This is a genomic window from Serratia sp. 1D1416, from assembly GCF_003641105.1.
In the GTDB taxonomy this organism is placed as follows: domain Bacteria; phylum Pseudomonadota; class Gammaproteobacteria; order Enterobacterales; family Enterobacteriaceae; genus Serratia; species Serratia ficaria.
The window spans coordinates 4,813,441-4,830,959 of sequence record NZ_CP032738.1 but is presented as its reverse complement, the minus strand read 5'-3'; the positions used below and the strand labels follow the sequence as shown (position 1 = coordinate 4,830,959).

Here is a 17,519-nt window from a genome sequence, read left to right as displayed (position 1 = left end):
TATTTTCCTGAGTCATGAGTTAGCGATCCGTATGGCTGCGAATGGCCCAAAATTCCATGTCCAGCCCCGGGAACTCGCCGGCCAGATGCAGGGCGAAGGCGCTGGATTTTTCCATCTGCTTCCACAGGTCGCCGCCTTTTTCCAGCTCGAAATAGGTGTAACCCGCGTGATAGGGGATCTGGCGCGGCGCCGCCGGCATGGTGCGCAGGCCGATACCCGGCAGCTGCAGCTGCACCAGGTCGCGTATGCGCGTCACCGGCGCGATCTTCATCTGCGCCGGGAAGTGCGTCAGCAGCACTTCGGCGGCGACGTCGGCGCGCACCGCCAGCACAAAACCGAAGTCGCGCATCATGCTGGTATCCTGCACCGTGGCGACGTTCAGGCCGTGCGAACGCTCGACCAGCGTCAGCTGGATGGCGTTGTCCTCCAGCACTACCGACAGGCCCTGACGCAGCAACAGCATCAGCTTGCCGAAGCACAGCGCCAAATTATCGTGGTCATACACCGGCAGGCGGCCTTCCGGCGTGCGCTGCGCCGAGAAGCTGGCGAGCTCGGTGGCGAACTGCAACCAGTCGGCGAACAGCCGTTCCGGATGAAGATGGTCAAGATGGTAAGCGTGGCTCACCTGGCCGAGATGGCGGTTGATCAGCTGCAGCAGCATGAAATCGACCATCTCCGAACTGCCGCCGCGGCCCGGCTGCAGCAGGCGCTGGCTCATTTGCTGGCTGCGCTGCTGCAGCAGGCCCTGCAGATCGTTGATGAAGGTTTTCAGCACCGGATTGCCCTGGCAGTTCAGCATCGGCGGGATTTGCGCCTGATCGAGCCGCAGGCTGTTGTCGCCGCGTTTTTCCAGCACCCGGGTCAGGCTGAGCGCGGTCCATTCGGCGTTGAGATCGCTCTCCAGCATCAGCCGCAGCCGCAGCTGGCCGAACTGCAGCGCCGCGCTGCCGACCGAGACGGCGTTCAGATCGTCGACTTCGTTTTCATAGGCCAGATAGCGCGCCAGCGCGTCCGGACTTTCCTGGAAGATCACGTCTTCGCGGCCCGCGCGGTAGGTCGGCAGGGCCAACACCACGTTTTCGCCGGTCTTGTTCTCGGCGATGGTCAGCGGAGCGGGCGCCTGTTGGGCGCCGGAGAAACGAAACGGCGTGCCGTCCGGCATAATGCCGCTGGCGGCGTTGAGCGCGATTTTTCCCTGGCGCAGCAGCGTCTGATCCAGATCCAGGCTGAGGAAGCCCCAGAAGCAACCGTTATGGGCCTGGCCCCAGTTGCGCATGTAGCCTTCGAGGTAATTTTCCGCCTGCTGAAAATGGTGAGGGCGCAAAAACATCCCCTCAGTCCAGACTACCTTATGAGCATCTTTCATCATCACACCTATAGTTACTTCGCATCAGCGCAGCGGTTGGTCAGTCCGGATCTTTCACGGTACGCAGGCCGCTAATGCCCGCGACGACGTGCGCCGCCAACTCATCCGGCGAGAATTGCCATACCTTGTAAAAATTGGTCTCGGTGGGTTCCGGCAGCGGCAGCGAGATGCGCCAGGCCTTGCCGTCCAAATTCTGATATTCGGCGATGATGCCGATGTAGCGGGTTTCCAGCGTGCTCTGGCCGCGTAGCTGTTTGCCCACCTGGCCCGGCGTCAGGAAGAACTGATCGCTGTCCAGCAGGCTGTTGCCGAGCACGCTTTTCGCGTCGTTCTGCAGGCTGAAGAAATCGGCCTCCATAAACTCCGCGTCGGAACGCAGCAGCAGCACGCGGATTTTTATCGGCGCCGGCCGTTGCCCCGCCGCGGCGTTGACCCGGGGGTCGGCGTCGAAGTTCAGGCTATAGCGCGAAGGTACGCTTTTGGCGGAAGACATGCAGCCGCTGAGCGCCAGCGCGCCCAGCATCAGGAATAACATCCCGCACCAGCGGGAGGCGATTGGTTTTGTCATCGTGGGGAGTCCCGTCACCCATGGGTGAACTACTGGAGGATCCAGGTGGCTGAGCCGGCGTTCTTGCAGGCCTTGCTGTCACCGCCGACTTTCACGCAGTCTTGTCTGGCGGCGCGGGCGCGGCGCGGCAGGTCCTTGCGCAGCGTCGATTTGTAACGCGCCTCCGGCACCCCGGCGTTTTTCTGGATATAGCCGATCAGGTCGCCGTCGCGGATCGCCGAGATCGCCAGCCAGTTGTTTTCGACTTCGCCCAGCGCATAGAACGCGGCGGCGTTATCCAGGCTGCCGACGGCGCTGCCGTTGTAACCCGGGCTGCTCATGATGCTGGCGGCGTACAGGCTGCGGTATTCCTCACCGATCGGTTTGAACTGCTTGGGGGCGGCGACGGCGGCGCGATGCTGCAGTTTTACGCCGTTGACTTCGCTGCTGACGATGGCGTCGTTGTCGAGCGCCGGCGGCGGCGGCGGCGGGCTGGAGCAGCCGGCAAGCGTCAGGGCGGTCAGTAGCGTCAGGGTAATCCGTGTTTTCACAATATCCTCTTTGATTTTTTATTGGCTGAAACGAAGGGGCTGTGCATTAAGAGCGCCGGTTTCATGGCGCAGGCAGCGATGTCTTTCGCCGGTCCGGCAGCCTGCGTGGCGACGCCAGGCGGCCATTCAGCGGTCCGATATCCGATAACGAATGAGCGTCGCCGCGGAGGAAAAACGGGAGAGGGGGGCGAGCCCGGCGCGGTCGTGGCGGTACCGCCAGTCGGGCTCCGGGTACGGACGCGGGGAAACCCCCATGTCGGCCGGCGCCAAAATGGAGGTTCCCAGAGGATGTTGCCCCTGCCGGCGGCAAGGGCGATGAGGTACGCGTAGGCGCAAGGGTTTTACGGCTTTCATTGTGTGTGCAAGGCTTCCTGTGGATATCAGCGAGCAGGCACGCCGCATCGCTCAAAAACAATCCCGTTTTTCGGTTTAATAGATATCAGGCTACTTCACAATAAATACATCCAGGGGCAGGGAACCCAAGCGGTAACGTTCCCTAAATCAATGACGTGCATGGGTCATAACGGGAAATAGGGCGAAATCCCTTGCCGCACCGGCATTGGCGGCGGGCAGGCTACCGAACGGTGACCCGCGGCGCCGTACCGGAGAATGATAAGTCAGATCGTAGTATTGCCGGCTTCAGGCATAGCTACCGCACGAGAGTAGACGCACGATCCCGATGGCGTAGCTGTCACGATTAGAGACAGGCGCTGACGAAAAACTTAACAAAGTTTACACATCAACAGATTTTCTGCAGTCTACAATAGCCGTCGGCATTTGCAAAATAACCTTCTGGATCAATGCCTAAATCGTTAACTCACGCACACTTTGCATTTACATCATTTAAAACAATATCTTGTGTCTATTTGGTGTTTTAAGTCAAATCATAAGGTTAATTGGTAATACCAGGAAACAAATGTGTCACACTTAAGTCAAGTTGCTTAAATGACAACAAATTTTTTACGGAAAAAAAGTGACAGATCGTTTTTTGCCCTTACCATTTGCAAGTTAAAGATGATCATATATATAAATTACGTGAATATGAATTAGGATAATTCCTATTGGAGTGGGCGAAAAGTGCCCGCGGAGAACGGCTGGCGGGCGATGAGGCGGCGTGAAAATGCGGTAAAATTCGGGGATCAGAGAGAGGGCGGAGCGAGGTTGAGTTGACCTATGGTGTCGCATAACCAGCCGAGGGCGGGATCGCGCTTTATCTGCCGGCCGGCGACCAGCTCGATGGGGAAGGCCGGCAGGCTCAATTCGTCCGGCAGCGGCAAGCATTGGATGCGCGCCGGATCGGCAAATTTTCGGGCGACGCTGGCCGCCAGCGTCGCGATCAAATCGCTGCCCGCCACTACCGCCGGCAGGGCGACAATGTGCGAGAAGGTGGCGGCGACGCGCCGTTGACCGCCGATTTCCGCCAGCCGCCGGTCGATCAATCCGCGTGCGGAGCCGTCATCCGTCGGCGCATACAGGCCGTGCGGCAGGCTGAGGTAGCGCGCCAGATCCCAGCGGCCGTCCGCCAACATCGGGTGATTGCGGCTGGCGATGCACAGTAGATGCTCGTCGAACAAGCGGCGGACGTAATGGCTTTCCGGCCCGGAAATATGCCCACCCAGGGCGATATCCACTTCGCCGCGCGCCAGCTGTTGGTGGATCCGGCGGCGATCCAGGCGTGAAACCCGAATGTCGATACCCGGCGCGTCGCGGCGCAGTTTGCCGATAATGGCCGGCAACAGCGTGATGTCGGCATAATCGCCGGCCGCCAGCGTAAAGCGGCGCTCGCGGGCGCTGGCGGGATCGAAATCCACGGGGGGCGCCAGCGTCAGATCGATCTGTTCCAGCACTTGCCGTATTGGCGGCATCAGTTGATGAGCGCGCGGCGTAGGCTGCATGCCGCCGCCGCTGCGCACAAACAGCGGGTCGCCCAGCAGGATGCGCAAGCGAGACAGCGCATTGCTGACCGACGGTTGCGCGCGGTTCAGGCGCAGCCCGGCGGCGGTGACATTCCGCGTTTGATACAAAGCGTCAAATACCACCAGCAGATTAAGATCGACCTTCGCTAAATTCATTTAATGAATACTCTATATGCAGATAATCCATTTCCAGAATCATACTGCGTTATCTAGGCTGGTAGCACGCCAAATCGGCCGGAATAGAGGGTGTTGCAATGGAAAGGGTACTGGTAACCGGCATCGAGCCGTTTGATGGGGATGCGATCAATCCCTCGTGGCAGGTCGCTCAGGCGCTGGCGGGCGAGCGCATCGCCGGTGCGCAAATCAGCGTGCTTGAGCTGCCGTGCGTACTGGGCGTCGCCAATGAGCGGCTGATTGCCGCGGTGGAGCAACTGCGGCCGCAGGTGGTGATTTGCCTGGGCCTGGCGGGCGGACGAGCGGAAATCTCACTGGAACGCGTGGCGATTAATCTGATTGACGCGCGCATACCCGACAATGCCGGCAAGCAGCCGATCGACGTGCCGGTGGTGGCGGGCGGCCCGGTGGGTTATTTCAGCACGCTGCCGCTCAAGGCGGCGCTGCAGCGCCTGCGCCGGCAGGGGATCCCGGCGGCGGTGTCATACACCGCGGGCACCTACAACTGCAATCACCTGTTTTACGGCCTGCGCCACCATATCGCCAGCCGGCAGTTGGCCATCAAGGGCGGATTTGTGCATATTCCTTATAGTCATGAGCTGGCGGCCAATCACCCGGGCAAGCCGAGCATGGCGTTGGCGACGATGATCGATGCCGTGCGCAGTGTCGTTCACTGCGCATTGACGGTGGAGGAAGACGTATTGCTCAGCGACGGCGCGCTGCATTGAGAGCATCAGGGCGCGGAGTGCGCCCTGAGCGACGGTTATTCGTCGGCGACGCGGATCACCAATTTGCCGAAGTTTTTGCCCTGCAGCAGGCCAATAAATGCCTGAGGCGCATTTTCCAGCCCGTCGACGATATCTTCGCGGAACCTGATTTTCCCCTGTTCGAGCCATTCGCCCATCTGGCGCAGGAAGTCATCGTAGCCGGCGGCATAGTCGTCGAAGATGATAAAGCCCTGCATGCGGATGCGTTTGCGCAGGATCAGCCCCTCCAGCATCGCCAGACGGTCTGGGCCGGCGGGCAAGCCGGTGGCGTTGTAGTGCGCGATAATGCCGCAGACCGGAATGCGCGCCCTGGCGTTCAGCAGCGGCATCACGGCGTCGAATACCGCGCCGCCGACGTTTTCATAGTATACGTCTATGCCCTGCGGACAGGCGGCGGCCAGCTGTTCGGCGAAGTCGGCGGCGCGATGATCGATGCAGGCGTCAAAGCCGAGTTCTTCCACCACGTAGCGGCACTTCTCCGGCCCGCCGGCCACGCCGACCACGCGGCAACCCTTGATGCGGCCGATCTGACCCACCACCGATCCGACCGCGCCGCTGGCGGCGGCAACCACCAGCGTTTCGCCCGGCTGCGGCTGACCAATATCCAACAGCCCCATATAGGCGGTGAAGCCCGGCATGCCCAGCACGCCCAGCAGGCGAGAAGGGTGTTCGAGATCGGCGCCCAGGTTGCGCAGGCCGCTGCCGTCCGACAGCGCGTAGTCTTGCCAGCCGTCGTGACCCAGCACCCAGTCGCCGGTGTTAAATTGCGGATGCTGCGAGGCGACAACCTGCGAAACGGTGCCGCCGACCATCACCTGGCCGATTTCGACCGGCGGCGCATAGGAAGGCGCGTCGCTCATGCGGCCGCGCATATAGGGATCCAGCGACAGATAGCGGGTGCGCAGCAGCAGCTGGCCGGCCGCCGGCTGCGGCACCGCGGCGATGTCGAGGCGAAAATCTGCCGCCTTGGGCTCACCGTGCGGGCGGGAAGCCAGCAGAATACGACGGTTTTGTTGAGGTTGGGACATGGGGCGCTCCAGAATGCAAACAGGTGCCCTAAGCCTAGTCGAGAGCGGCCGGGACGACGTACCCTAATGTGCGCTGGCTCAGAGCGGGACGATCAGCACGTCGACGCGGCTGGCGTTGATAAAGCGCGCGGCGGAGCAGGAAACCTTGTTCATTATGCTGTCGCTGTGGTTGCCGCAGACCACCAGATCGAAGGGCTGCCGGCTGCTGGCGTAGTTCAGGCTGTCGCCCAGCTCGCCGTGCACGATCAGCGTGTCGGCGATCGGATAGCCCGCCCGCAGGCGCAGCTCCTCCAAAAACAGCCGGGTTTCTTCTTCCATCAGCGCCCGCAGGTCGCCGAGCATCGGCCCGGCGAAATTATTGTACATTTCCGGATTGGCGATGGTGCTCAAAAGGGTGATTTTTCCCCGGTAGGGGCGAACGATGGAGACGGCCTTTTCAACCAGGCGATGGCTGTCTGCCGCGACGGCGACGGTGACCAGAACGTTTTGATATCCCATCTTCACCTCCTGTAGCCACTCTTCGGCTAAAAGGATAGGACCTGACGGGAAAAATAAATGTGTTTTGTATCACGCGCGGCAATAAATCCACGGGCGGAGCGGTTATATAGCAATAAAAGATAAAACGCCCGCCGCGCGCAATTAGCTGAATTAAAGCACCTGCGCCCACAGCGTTTTCGGCACCTTGCCCAAATCGAACAATTTACCGGCAACCAACTCGGCGCGACGGTGGTCGGCGGCGCGGTACATGTTGCTAATTTCCGTATCATTATCAATGGAATAGTTCAGCTTGTCGTACACCTTTTCCAGGCTGTCCAAACTGGAACATTTGCGGAATGTCATCAGATATTCGAGGGTATCAGTCATGATTAAAATATAGCCTGTTAATAGTTGTAGCCGGGCGGATTAAACATCAGCGGCTCGCGGAAACCCCGTCGAGGCAGCGATGTACGACCTGACAAAATCATTTCGAATAAATAAATTGCACTGCGGTAATAATGACGCGGCCAGACGGCTGCGGCGCTGGGTGAATAATAATATGCCGACGCGCCGTCAGCAATGTCATCCTGCTGATAAATGAATAAATAGGGAAAGTCTCAGGTTGCGGGGGCGGAGGGCGCGGCGGGCAGGGCGGCGGCGGTTGCCGAACCCTGCGCTTGACGATGGCGCGGATGAGCGGCGCCGTTCGCACGATGCTGAACCTGGCGCCTGCTTCTGCTTGCGCATCGGCCTGGCATTCTTTTATCGCGATATTTATGGTCGCTGTGATTTTTCGCTGCAGTGAGAGCCTGAGGGAATGAATAAAAAACTGCGTTTTATTTATCTTGAAATGAGATATGCCACCAAAAAACACAATAACAAATAACGCATGGTGATAATCAAGCGTTTTTTCACTGGGCCGAAAAAAAAGAATTAAAGTTTTAACGATTGCGGTCGATAATTCGTTTTAAGGCTATTTTTAGCCTGAAATGCCATTCTTGCGCCGCACTTATACGGAAACATATCGTTACGTCTGTTTTCTTGTTCACGACATCGACGAATCATCGTTAAGCCAATCTTCCCCCGCGCCGAAAATTAAAACGGCCCGCCGTCGGAAATTTAAGTCAAATCCGAAACCATAAAGACTTATAGTTGCCGTGTGTTACTTTTTGCGAGCTATAGTTTATCGCCCGTTAAATGGTTATTTATACTGCATTTATCGGCTAGTAACAGATTTTTGTTCTGTTATTTTGGTTTGGTGATGCTTTTGTTCGAATTGATCTAAAAAAGATAATTTTTTGGCTGATATACATTGTTTTTAAGACGTTTTTTTACTTATGGCTATTTAGTGAACGAAAATAAGCTCGAAAAGTGAGCGCAATACGAGATATTTGGCTTAAATATTTTTTATTTTTGTGATCTCTGTCACATTGTATTTAAAATTGCTTCTTACTTACATTGTGTGTGCTAATGGTTCGGGGGTAGAGTTGCGCTGCTTTAGGAATAATCTTATTAATTTTGTAAAAATAGTTTCATGGTGACTAAACACTATCGAAGCAAAAATGCTGTACATCCATACACGTTGGTTTACGCACGTATCAAATACTGAACAGCGGTCGAATTTAGTGATTTGCAAAATTTATAACGGCTGCTCTTCAGGAATTAATTTGCCAACTTCGGGAACAAACCCAGGTCACGGGCGATAAAAATTATCACCCAGCGTATGTTTTTAAACATAGTCTGTCGGGATGGGGAATATGGGTACGTCTGAATTACTTAAGCATATTTATGACATAAATTTGTCATACTTACTTTTAGCACAGCGATTGATTAATGATGAAAAAGCGTCGGCGATGTTCCGTCTGGGTATTGACGAAACCATGGCCGATGCACTCGCGCAACTGACGTTGCCGCAAATGGTCAAACTGGCGGAGACCAACCAGCTGATCTGCCACTTCCGCTTTAACGACAGCCAGAGTATCGAACACCTGACCAAAGAGTCGCGAGTGGACTCCCTGCAGCAAATCCATACCGGGATTTTGCTTTCGAGTCATTTACTGCAAGAGCTATCGGCTAAAGACGGTAGTGCGACGAAGAAAAGAGCCTGATGATGGTAGAGAAAAGTATTGTTCAGGAAGCCAAGGACATTCAGCTCGCCATGGAGCTGATTTCACTGGGGGCCCGTTTGCAGATGCTGGAGAGCGAAACCCAGCTCAGCCGCGGGCGCTTGATTAAACTCTATAAGGAATTGCGCGGCAGCCCGCCGCCTAAAGGGATGCTGCCGTTCTCTACCGACTGGTTTATGACCTGGGAACAGAACATCCACTCTTCGATGTTTTACAACGCCTACCGATTTTTGATGAAAAGCGGGCAGTGCAGCGGCGTAGAGGCGGTGATCAAGGCTTATCGCCTGTACCTGGAGCAGTGCCCCCAGCAGGCGGGGGAGGCGCCGTTGCTGGCGCTGACCCGCGCCTGGACGCTGGTGCGCTTCGTCGACAGCGGCATGCTGCAGCTTTCCGCCTGCAGCTGCTGCGGCGGCGCCTTCATCACCCATGCGCATCAACCGCTTAACGGTTTTATCTGCAGTTTATGCCAACCCCCATCCCGCGCAGTAAAAAGACGTAAACTTTCGCCGCAACTGGCCGATATTATTCCTCAACTGCTGGACGAGCAGGTTAAACGCGCCATTTGAGCCCGCAACATTGCCGGTTCTCGGCAGTGAAAACAGACGTGTGATACGCAAGTGGGCGGCCATGCCGCCCCGTCGACGCAGCCCAATTTGCTGCGCCGCCGGCGTGCCATGGCGCGTTTGCCCCACCTTCCATCCACATTGTTAATTTAAGGAATGCGTGTGTTAGTTATTTTGGGTTATCTGGTGGTATTGGGTGCGGTTTTTGGCGGATACCTGATCGTGGGGGGCCATCTCGGCGCGCTGTATCAGCCGGCAGAATTTCTGATTATCGGCGGTGCGGGCATCGGCGCCTTTATCGTCGGCAACAACGGCAAGGCCATCAAATCCACGCTGCGTGCGCTGCCCAAGCTGATGCGCCGTTCGAAATACAGCAAGGATCTGTATATGGATCTGATGGCGTTGCTGTATCGGCTGTTGGCCAAATCGCGCCAGCAGGGCATGTTGTCCCTCGAGTTCGATATCGATAACCCGCAGGAAAGCGAAATTTTCTCTAATTATCCCCGCATCCTTGCCGATAACACCCTGGTGGAGTTCATTACCGACTATCTGCGGCTGATGGTGAGCGGCAATATGAATGCGTTCGAGATCGAAGCGCTGATGGATGAAGAAATCGAAACTTTCGAACAGGAAAGCGAAGTGCCGGCCGGTAGCCTGGCGATGGTCGGCGACTCGCTGCCGGCGTTCGGCATCGTGGCGGCGGTGATGGGCGTGGTGCATGCGCTGGCCTCGGCCGATCGCCCGGCCGCCGAGCTGGGGGCGCTGATCGCCAACGCGATGGTCGGTACCTTCCTGGGCATCCTGCTGGCCTACGGCTTCATCTCTCCGCTTTCCACCCTGCTGCGGCAAAAGAGCGCCGAGACGGTCAAGATGATGCAGTGCATCAAGGTTACGCTGCTGTCCAGCCTGAACGGTTACGCGCCGCAGATCGCGGTCGAGTTCGGCCGTAAAACGCTGTACACCACCGAGCGTCCTTCGTTCGTTGAGCTGGAAGAGCACGTGCGCCGGGTGAAAGCGCCGGCGCAGCAGGCGACGGAAGAAGAAGAAGCATGAAACAGAATCACCCGGTCGTTCTGGTCAGAAAGCGCAAGGCGCATCAGGCCAGCCATCACGGCGGCTCCTGGAAGATAGCCTACGCCGACTTTATGACCGCAATGATGGCGTTCTTCCTGGTGATGTGGCTGCTGGCGATCGCCAGCCCGCAGGAGCTGACGCAAATCGCCGAGTATTTTCGCACCCCGCTGAAGGTGGCGCTGACCACCGGCGATAAAAGCAGCTCGGAAAGCAGCCCGATCCCGGGCGGCGGCGATGACCCGACCCAGCAGGAAGGCCTGGTGAAGAAGCGGGTTGATTCACCGGAAAAGCGCGCCGAAGAGCTGCGGCTCAACAAGCTGCGCGAGCAGCTGGATGAGCTGATTGAGTCGGACCCGCGCCTGAAGGCGCTGCGGCCGCATCTGCTGATCAACATGATGGACGAAGGGCTGCGCATCCAAATCATCGACGGCCAGAACCGGCCGATGTTCAAGACCGGCAGCGCGCAGGTTGAAAGCTACATGCGCGATATTCTGCGGGCGATTGCGCCGATCCTCAACGACCTGCCGAACAAGATCAGCCTGTCCGGCCATACCGACGATATCCCTTACGCCAGCGGCGAGCGCGGCTACAGCAACTGGGAGCTGTCCGCCGATCGCGCCAACGCTTCGCGCCGCGAGCTGATCGCCGGCGGCCTGTCTGAGGGCAAGGTGCTGCGGGTGGTGGGCATGGCGGCCACCATGAGCCTGAAACAGCACGGCGCCGACGATGCGATCAACCGCCGGATTACCGTATTGGTGCTGAACAGGGAAACTCAGCAGGGCATCGAGCACGAAAATGCCGAAAGCAACGCGATGGATATCGCCCAGCCCGACCGCCTGAAACAGCTGGCGCCTTCGGCGACCGCGCCGGCACCGACTAACCGCGACTCACAGCCCGAGGTGACCCCGTGAGCATGGATATTAGCGCTTTTTATCAGACCTTTTTTGATGAAGCAGACGAGCTGCTGGCAGACATGGAACAGCACCTGCTGGAGCTGGATCCGCTGGCTCCGGATATCGAGCCGCTGAACGCCATCTTTCGCGCGGCGCACTCGATCAAGGGCGGCGCCGCGACCTTTGGTTTTTCGGTGCTGCAGGAAACCACCCACCTGCTGGAGAACCTGCTGGACGGTGCCCGGCGTCAGGAAATGAGCCTGAGCACCGAGATTATCAACCTGTTTCTGGAAACCAAAGACATTATGCAGGAGCAACTGGACGCCTATAAAACCTCGCAACAGCCCGACGCCGACAGCTTCGAATATATCTGCCAGGCGCTGCGCCAGCTGGCGTTGGAAGCGCAGCAGCAGGCTCCCGCTGCACAACCGGCGGTGCCGCAAGCCATAGCCGCGCCGGCGGCGATCGAAGGCGGCATGCGCATCAGCCTGTCCGGCCTGAAGGCCAGCGAGATCCCGCTGATGCTGGAGGAGCTGGGCAATCTGGGCGAAGTGAAAGATCCGCGTCAGACCGAAAACAGCCTGGAGGTGACGCTGCTGACCTCGGCCAGCGAGGATGACATCAGTGCGGTGCTGTGCTTCGTGCTGGAGCCGGAGCAAATCGCCTTCGCTACGCCGCCGCAGAGCGAAGCGCCGCCTGAGCCGGCCGCCGCGCCGATCGCCGAAGCCGCTGCCGCCAAACCGGCCCCGGCCGAGGCGCCGAAAGCGCGCGCCAAGGCCAGCGAGTCGACCAGCATCCGCGTGGCGGTGGAGAAGGTGGACCAGTTGATTAACCTGGTGGGCGAACTGGTGATCACCCAGTCGATGCTGGCGCAGCGCTCCGGCAACCTGGACCCGGTGGTTCACGGCGACCTGCTGAACAGCATGAGCCAGCTGGAGCGCAACGCGCGCGACCTGCAGGAGTCGGTGATGTCGATCCGCATGATGCCGATGGAATACGTCTTTAGCCGCTTCCCGCGGCTGGTGCGCGATCTGGCCGGCAAGCTCAACAAGCAGGTGGAGCTGACGCTGCAGGGCAGTTCCACCGAGCTGGACAAGAGCCTGATCGAGCGCATTATCGATCCGCTGACGCACCTGGTGCGCAACAGCCTGGATCACGGCATCGAAGATCCCGCTACCCGCGTCGCCGCCGGCAAGTCGGAAGTGGGCAACCTGGTGCTGTCGGCCGAACACCAGGGCGGCAATATCTGCATCGAAGTGACCGACGACGGCGCCGGCCTCAACCGCGAAAAAATCCTCGCCAAGGCGGCCTCGCAGGGGCTGGCGGTCAGCGACGGCATGAGCGATGAAGAGGTCGGCATGCTGATCTTCGCGCCGGGCTTCTCCACCGCCGAACAGGTGACCGACGTCTCCGGCCGCGGCGTCGGCATGGACGTGGTGAAAAGAAACATTCAGGAAATGGGCGGTCACGTCGAGATCCACTCCCAGGCGGGCAAGGGCACCGCGATCCGCATCCTGCTGCCGCTGACGCTGGCGATCCTCGACGGCATGTCGGTCAAGGTGAACGACGAGGTCTTTATCCTGCCGCTGAATGCGGTGATGGAATCACTGCAGCCGCAGGCGGAAGATCTGCATCCGCTGGCCGGCGGCGAGCGGGTGCTGCAGGTGCGCGGCGAATACCTGCCGCTGGTGGAACTGTACCGGGTGTTCCAGGTGGAGAATGCCAAGACCGATGCCACCCAGGGGATCGTGGTGATCCTGCAAAGCGCCGGCCGCCGCTATGCGCTGCTGGTGGATCAGCTGATCGGCCAGCATCAGGTGGTGGTGAAAAACCTGGAAAGCAACTATCGCAAGGTGCCGGGCATCTCCGCCGCCACCATTCTGGGGGACGGCAGCGTGGCGCTGATTGTCGACGTCTCGGCGTTGCAAACCCTAAACCGTGAGAAGCGTCTGACGGACGCCGCCGCATAATAATTAATCTATTGATTCAGAAGGTGAACAAGATGGCAGGATTGGCAACCGTCAGCAAGCTGGCTGGCGAAACGGTAGGTCAGGAGTTTCTGATTTTTACCCTGGGCAATGAGGAATACGGCATCGATATCCTCAAGGTGCAGGAGATCCGCGGTTACGATCAGGTCACGCGCATCGCCAATACGCCGGCGTTTATCAAAGGGGTCACCAACCTGCGCGGCGTGATTGTGCCGATTATCGATCTGCGGGTGAAGTTCGCGCAGCAGGGCGTCTCCTACGATGAAAACACCGTGGTGATCGTGCTGAACTTTGGCCAGCGGGTGGTGGGCATCGTGGTCGACGGCGTCTCCGACGTACTGTCGCTGACCGCCGAACAGATCCGCCCGGCGCCGGAATTCGCCGTCACGCTGGCGACCGAATACCTGACCGGCCTCGGTTCGCTCGGCGAACGCATGCTGATCCTGGTGGATATCGAAAAACTGCTGAGCAGCGAAGAGATGTCGCTGGTCGACAGCGTGGCGAAAAGCGCCTGATGGCGTTTCCCGGGGCCAGCCCGCTGGCCCCGGCATTTTAGCTCCCCTGCCAAAAATAGTGACTCCCTCGCATAAAGTTCTGTCCCGCCGCGCCGATAACCCTGTCATTCAACATAGACAGAGCCTGTCCGCTCGGGCTTTCAACAAGGGAAATCATGTTTAATCGTATGAAGGTGGTAACCAGCCTGTTGCTGGTGCTGGTGTTATTTGGCGCCTTGCAGCTGGTTTCTGGCGGGCTATTTTTCTCCTCGCTGAAGAATGACAAAGAAAACTTCGCCGTGCTGCAGACCATTCGGCAGCAGCAGTCTGAGCTGAATGAAAGCTGGGTCAACCTGCTGCAGACCCGCAACACGCTGAACCGCGCCGGTATCCGTTACATGATGGACGCCAATAAAATCGGCAGCGGCGCCAGCGTCAACGATCTGCTGACCTCGGCGAAAAGCATGCTGACGGTGGCGGAGCGGCATTACGCCGCCTACGAAAAAATCCCGCTCGACCCGCGCCAGGATGCGCCATCGGCAGAAAAGCTCAAGCAGCAGTACGGCGTTCTGCACGGCGCGCTGTCGGAGCTGATCCAACTGTTGGGCGAAGGCAAAATCAACGCCTTCTTCGACCAGCCGACGCAAAGCTACCAGGACGGTTTTGAGGATATCTACAACACCTATCTGGCGCAGAACGACAAGCTGTATCAGGGCGCGGTCGTAGACAGCAACCGCTCGTTCACCTCGGCCCTGTGGACGCTGGGAGTGGTGCTGCTGGTGGTGCTGGCGACGATCGTACTGGTGTGGACCGGCATTCACCACATTCTGGTGCGCCCGCTGAACCGCATGATCGAACACATCAAACAGATTGCCGCCGGTGACCTGACCCAGCCGATTGCGGTCACCAGCCGCAACGAAATGGGCGTGCTGGCCGCCAGCCTGAAGCACATGCAGAACGAGCTGATCGAAACCGTCAGCGGCGTGCGCCAGGGCGCCGACGCCATCTACAGCGGCGCATCGGAAATCGCCGCCGGCAATAACGATCTCTCCTCGCGCACCGAGCAGCAGGCCGCCTCGCTGGAGGAAACCGCCGCCAGCATGGAGCAGCTGACCGCCACGGTGAAACAGAACGCCGAAAACGCCCGCCAGGCTTCGCAGCTGGCGCTCAGCGCCTCCGAAACCGCGCAGAAAGGCGGCAAGGTGGTGGCCAACGTGGTGCAGACCATGCACGACATCGCCGGCAGCTCGCAGAAAATCGCCGACATCACCGGGGTGATCGACGGTATCGCCTTCCAGACCAACATTCTGGCGCTGAATGCGGCGGTGGAAGCGGCGCGCGCCGGCGAACAGGGCCGCGGCTTCGCGGTGGTGGCCGGCGAAGTGCGCAATCTGGCGCAGCGCAGCGCCCAGGCGGCGAAAGAGATCAAGGGGCTGATCGAAGACTCGGTCAGCCGCGTCGATATGGGATCGGTGCTGGTGGAAAGCGCCGGTGAAACCATGGGCGATATCGTCAATGCGGTCACCCGCGTTACCGACATCATGGGCGAAATCGCCTCGGCGTCGGATGAACAAAGCCGCGGTATCGATCAGGTCGGCCAGGCGGTGGCGGAGATGGACCGCGTCACCCAGCAGAACGCCTCGCTGGTGGAAGAGTCCGCCTCGGCGGCGGCGGCGCTGGAAGAACAGGCCAGCATGCTGACCCAGTCGGTGGCGGTGTTCCGCCTGAGGGCGGAGGGGCAGGAGGAATTCAAAGCGCCCGCCGGCAGCAAGGCGGCGCTAACCCCGGCAATCAATCATAAAAAAATGAACGCCAGCGATCTGCAGGATAACTGGGAAACGTTCTGACCGGCACTGGGCCTCTCTTTTGCGCAGAGGCCCCTTTCCCTACGTAGGCGGGCCTGTGGCCGGCCGCAAGGAGGTTCACCGTGTTTAACCGAATCCGCGTCTCTACCAGTCTGTTTCTGTTGTTGATGACTTTTTGCGTTATGCAGTTGGCCACCAGCGGCCTGTCCTATACCGCTTTTCGATCCGATAACCACAACCTTAACCTTATCACCCTCGGCAGCCAGCAGCGCGATGCGCTCAGCCTGAGCTGGGTGTCGCTGCTGCAGGCGCGCAACACCCTGAACCGCGCCGGCACCCGCGCCGCGCTGAAGCTGCCGCAGGATCAGGTGAACGCGCTGATGGGCAATGCCCGCAGTTCACTGCAAAAAGCCGACCTCTATTTCAATCAGTTTCTGGCGGTGGAGCGCACCAGCGAGCAGGAACTGCAGCTGACCGCAGCCACCCGGGCCAGCTATCAGCGCCTGCGCGGCGCGCTGCGCGAGCTGATCGGCTTCCTGGAGAACGATAATCTGCAGGCGTTTATGGATCAGCCGACGCAGAAAACCCAGGATCGGTTCGAGGCCGATTTTGTGCAGTATCTGCAGCTGGTGAACGACAAGGTTAACCAGGCCAACGGCGCCAATCAGCTCTCCTTCACGCTGTCCGGCTGGCTGGTGGCCGGCGCGGTGCTGATGCTGATCCTGGTCGCCGGCAGCGCCATGTGGTGGCTGCGAACCATGCTGGTGCAGCCGCTGAACATCATGCGCAGCCATTTTGACCGCATCGCCGCCGGCGATCTGGCCGCGCCGATCCAGGTGTACGGCCGCAACGAAATCAGCCAGCTGTTCGCCGGCCTGCAGCGCATGCAGCAGTCGCTGATCGGCACCGTCGGCGCGGTGCGCGACGGCGCGGAATCGATACTGATCGGCCTGCAGGAGATTTCCGAAGGCAATAACGATCTTTCTTCGCGCACCGAGCAGCAGGCCGCTTCGCTGGAGGAAACCGCCGCCAGCATGGAACAGCTGACCGCCACGGTGAAGCAAAACGCCGACAACGCCCGCCAGGCGTCCCAGCTGGCGCGCGACGCCTCCGCCACCGCCGCCAGGGGCGGCGCGCTGGCCGGCGACGTGGTGACCACCATGCACGAGATAGCCAACAGTTCGCATAAGATCGGCGCCATCACCAGCGTGATCGACGGCATCGCCTTCCAGACCAATATTCTGGCGCTCAATGCGGCGGTGGAAGCGGCGCGCGCCGGCGAACAGGGCCGCGGCTTCGCGGTGGTGGCCGGTGAGGTGCGCAATCTGGCAAGCCGCAGCGCCCAGGCGGCAAAAGAGATTAAAGGCCTGATCGACGAGTCGGTCAGCCGCGTTAAGCAGGGCTCGGTGCTGGTGGAAAACTCCGGCGCCACCATGCAGGACATCGTGCGTTCGGTGACCCGGGTGACCGACATCATGGGGGAAATCGCCTCGGCTTCGGATGAACAAAGCCGCGGCATTGAGCAGGTAACGCAGGCGGTCACCCAGATGGACCAGGTGACCCAGCAGAACGCCGCGTTGGTGGAAGAGGCCGCTTCGGCCGCCGCCGCCCTTGAGGATCAGGCCATCACCCTGGCGGACGCGGTGTCGGTATTCCGTCTGGCGGACGATAACGTCGCCGCGCCAGGTAACAGTCATGACGCAGTTTCACCCGCGGTAAAGGAAGCCCCAGATTGTCAAAGCGCATAAGC

The 17,519-nt window shown here is 59.4% G+C and carries 16 protein-coding genes; 9 read left to right on the top strand and 7 right to left on the bottom strand.

Annotated elements, in window-relative coordinates:
* Nucleotides 1-19: 19 nt before the first annotated feature.
* The 4 genes from tssK to D7I37_RS23435 all read right to left on the bottom strand — a co-directional run bounded on the left by tssK (nt 20) and on the right by D7I37_RS23435 (nt 4,536).
* Nucleotides 20-1,366, bottom strand: coding sequence for a type VI secretion system baseplate subunit TssK (gene tssK / locus D7I37_RS23450; protein WP_061794774.1), 1,347 nt, complete (start codon nt 1,364-1,366; stop codon nt 20-22).
* A gap of 40 nt (nt 1,367-1,406) precedes the next feature.
* A complete protein-coding gene (gene tssJ / locus D7I37_RS23445; RefSeq protein WP_061794727.1) occupies nt 1,407-1,934 on the bottom strand; it encodes a type VI secretion system lipoprotein TssJ in 528 nt (175 codons plus the stop codon).
* Nucleotides 1,935-1,963: 29 nt separating this feature from the next.
* Nucleotides 1,964-2,464, bottom strand: a complete 501-nt coding sequence (tagV, locus tag D7I37_RS23440) for a type VI secretion system accessory protein TagV (protein ID WP_061794726.1) — start codon at nt 2,462-2,464, stop codon at nt 1,964-1,966.
* Between the two features lie 1,139 nt (nt 2,465-3,603).
* On the bottom strand, nt 3,604-4,536 hold the full coding sequence (locus tag D7I37_RS23435; RefSeq protein WP_061794725.1) for a LysR family transcriptional regulator: 933 nt from the start codon (nt 4,534-4,536) through the stop codon (nt 3,604-3,606).
* Nucleotides 4,537-4,634: 98 nt separating this feature from the next.
* Between D7I37_RS23435 and pcp the strand changes: the two genes are divergently transcribed.
* Complete coding sequence (gene pcp / locus D7I37_RS23430; RefSeq protein WP_129544454.1) at nt 4,635-5,282, top strand: pyroglutamyl-peptidase I; 648 nt, start codon at nt 4,635-4,637, stop codon at nt 5,280-5,282.
* A 35-nt stretch (nt 5,283-5,317) separates the two neighbouring features.
* On the opposite strand, the gene D7I37_RS23425 is transcribed toward pcp, so the two are convergent.
* The 3 genes from D7I37_RS23425 to ydgT all read right to left on the bottom strand — a co-directional run bounded on the left by D7I37_RS23425 (nt 5,318) and on the right by ydgT (nt 7,213).
* Nucleotides 5,318-6,349: an NADP-dependent oxidoreductase gene (locus D7I37_RS23425; protein ID WP_061794723.1), complete on the bottom strand. Its 1,032-nt coding sequence runs from the start codon at nt 6,347-6,349 to the stop codon at nt 5,318-5,320.
* A 78-nt stretch (nt 6,350-6,427) separates the two neighbouring features.
* Nucleotides 6,428-6,847, bottom strand: a complete 420-nt coding sequence (gene uspC / locus D7I37_RS23420; protein ID WP_061794722.1) for a universal stress protein UspC — start codon at nt 6,845-6,847, stop codon at nt 6,428-6,430.
* Nucleotides 6,848-6,997: 150 nt separating this feature from the next.
* The gene (gene ydgT / locus D7I37_RS23415) at nt 6,998-7,213 is read right to left on the bottom strand and encodes a transcription modulator YdgT (RefSeq protein WP_061794721.1); all 216 of its coding nucleotides are present in this window, start codon (nt 7,211-7,213) and stop codon (nt 6,998-7,000) included.
* Nucleotides 7,214-8,583: 1,370 nt separating this feature from the next.
* Here ydgT and flhD point away from each other — a divergent pair.
* The 8 genes from flhD (at nt 8,584) to D7I37_RS23375 (ending at nt 17,517) form a co-directional block, all read left to right on the top strand.
* Complete coding sequence (flhD, locus tag D7I37_RS23410; RefSeq protein ID WP_061794720.1) at nt 8,584-8,934, top strand: flagellar transcriptional regulator FlhD; 351 nt, start codon at nt 8,584-8,586, stop codon at nt 8,932-8,934.
* On the top strand, nt 8,934-9,518 hold the full coding sequence (gene flhC, locus D7I37_RS23405) for a flagellar transcriptional regulator FlhC (RefSeq protein ID WP_170310329.1): 585 nt from the start codon (nt 8,934-8,936) through the stop codon (nt 9,516-9,518). The genes flhD and flhC overlap by 1 nt, the downstream gene beginning before the upstream one ends.
* Before the next feature lie 159 nt (nt 9,519-9,677).
* Nucleotides 9,678-10,568 carry a flagellar motor stator protein MotA gene (motA, locus tag D7I37_RS23400; protein WP_061794719.1) on the top strand — a complete coding sequence of 297 codons (891 nt, stop codon included), beginning with the start codon at nt 9,678-9,680 and terminating at the stop codon, nt 10,566-10,568.
* Nucleotides 10,565-11,500, top strand: a complete 936-nt coding sequence (motB, locus tag D7I37_RS23395; protein WP_061794718.1) for a flagellar motor protein MotB — start codon at nt 10,565-10,567, stop codon at nt 11,498-11,500. Before motA ends, motB begins: the two co-directional genes overlap by 4 nt.
* Nucleotides 11,497-13,452, top strand: coding sequence for a chemotaxis protein CheA (gene cheA / locus D7I37_RS23390; RefSeq protein WP_129544453.1), 1,956 nt, complete (start codon nt 11,497-11,499; stop codon nt 13,450-13,452). Before motB ends, cheA begins: the two co-directional genes overlap by 4 nt.
* Before the next feature lie 32 nt (nt 13,453-13,484).
* The gene (gene cheW / locus D7I37_RS23385) at nt 13,485-13,985 is read left to right on the top strand and encodes a chemotaxis protein CheW (RefSeq protein ID WP_061794773.1); all 501 of its coding nucleotides are present in this window, start codon (nt 13,485-13,487) and stop codon (nt 13,983-13,985) included.
* A gap of 155 nt (nt 13,986-14,140) precedes the next feature.
* Nucleotides 14,141-15,811 carry a methyl-accepting chemotaxis protein gene (gene tsr, locus D7I37_RS23380; RefSeq protein ID WP_095098043.1) on the top strand — a complete coding sequence of 557 codons (1,671 nt, stop codon included), beginning with the start codon at nt 14,141-14,143 and terminating at the stop codon, nt 15,809-15,811.
* A gap of 80 nt (nt 15,812-15,891) precedes the next feature.
* A complete protein-coding gene (locus D7I37_RS23375; RefSeq protein WP_129544452.1) occupies nt 15,892-17,517 on the top strand; it encodes a methyl-accepting chemotaxis protein in 1,626 nt (541 codons plus the stop codon).
* Nucleotides 17,518-17,519: the final 2 nt, after the last annotated feature.

Excerpts from the sequence above, each read along its gene's own strand:
- tssK (WP_061794774.1), bottom strand. The coding sequence starts at position 1,366 with ATGAAAGATGCTCATAAGGTAGTCTGGACTGAGGGGATGTTTTTGCGC.
- tssJ (WP_061794727.1), bottom strand. The coding sequence starts at position 1,934 with ATGACAAAACCAATCGCCTCCCGCTGGTGCGGGATGTTATTCCTGATG.
- D7I37_RS23435 (WP_061794725.1), bottom strand. The coding sequence starts at position 4,536 with ATGAATTTAGCGAAGGTCGATCTTAATCTGCTGGTGGTATTTGACGCT.
- pcp (WP_129544454.1), top strand. The coding sequence starts at position 4,635 with ATGGAAAGGGTACTGGTAACCGGCATCGAGCCGTTTGATGGGGATGCG.
- D7I37_RS23425 (WP_061794723.1), bottom strand. The coding sequence starts at position 6,349 with ATGTCCCAACCTCAACAAAACCGTCGTATTCTGCTGGCTTCCCGCCCG.
- uspC (WP_061794722.1), bottom strand. The coding sequence starts at position 6,847 with ATGGGATATCAAAACGTTCTGGTCACCGTCGCCGTCGCGGCAGACAGC.
- ydgT (WP_061794721.1), bottom strand. The coding sequence starts at position 7,213 with ATGACTGATACCCTCGAATATCTGATGACATTCCGCAAATGTTCCAGT.
- flhD (WP_061794720.1), top strand. The coding sequence starts at position 8,584 with ATGGGTACGTCTGAATTACTTAAGCATATTTATGACATAAATTTGTCA.
- flhC (WP_170310329.1), top strand. The coding sequence starts at position 8,934 with ATGATGGTAGAGAAAAGTATTGTTCAGGAAGCCAAGGACATTCAGCTC.
- motB (WP_061794718.1), top strand. The coding sequence starts at position 10,565 with ATGAAACAGAATCACCCGGTCGTTCTGGTCAGAAAGCGCAAGGCGCAT.
- cheW (WP_061794773.1), top strand. The coding sequence starts at position 13,485 with ATGGCAGGATTGGCAACCGTCAGCAAGCTGGCTGGCGAAACGGTAGGT.
- tsr (WP_095098043.1), top strand. The coding sequence starts at position 14,141 with ATGTTTAATCGTATGAAGGTGGTAACCAGCCTGTTGCTGGTGCTGGTG.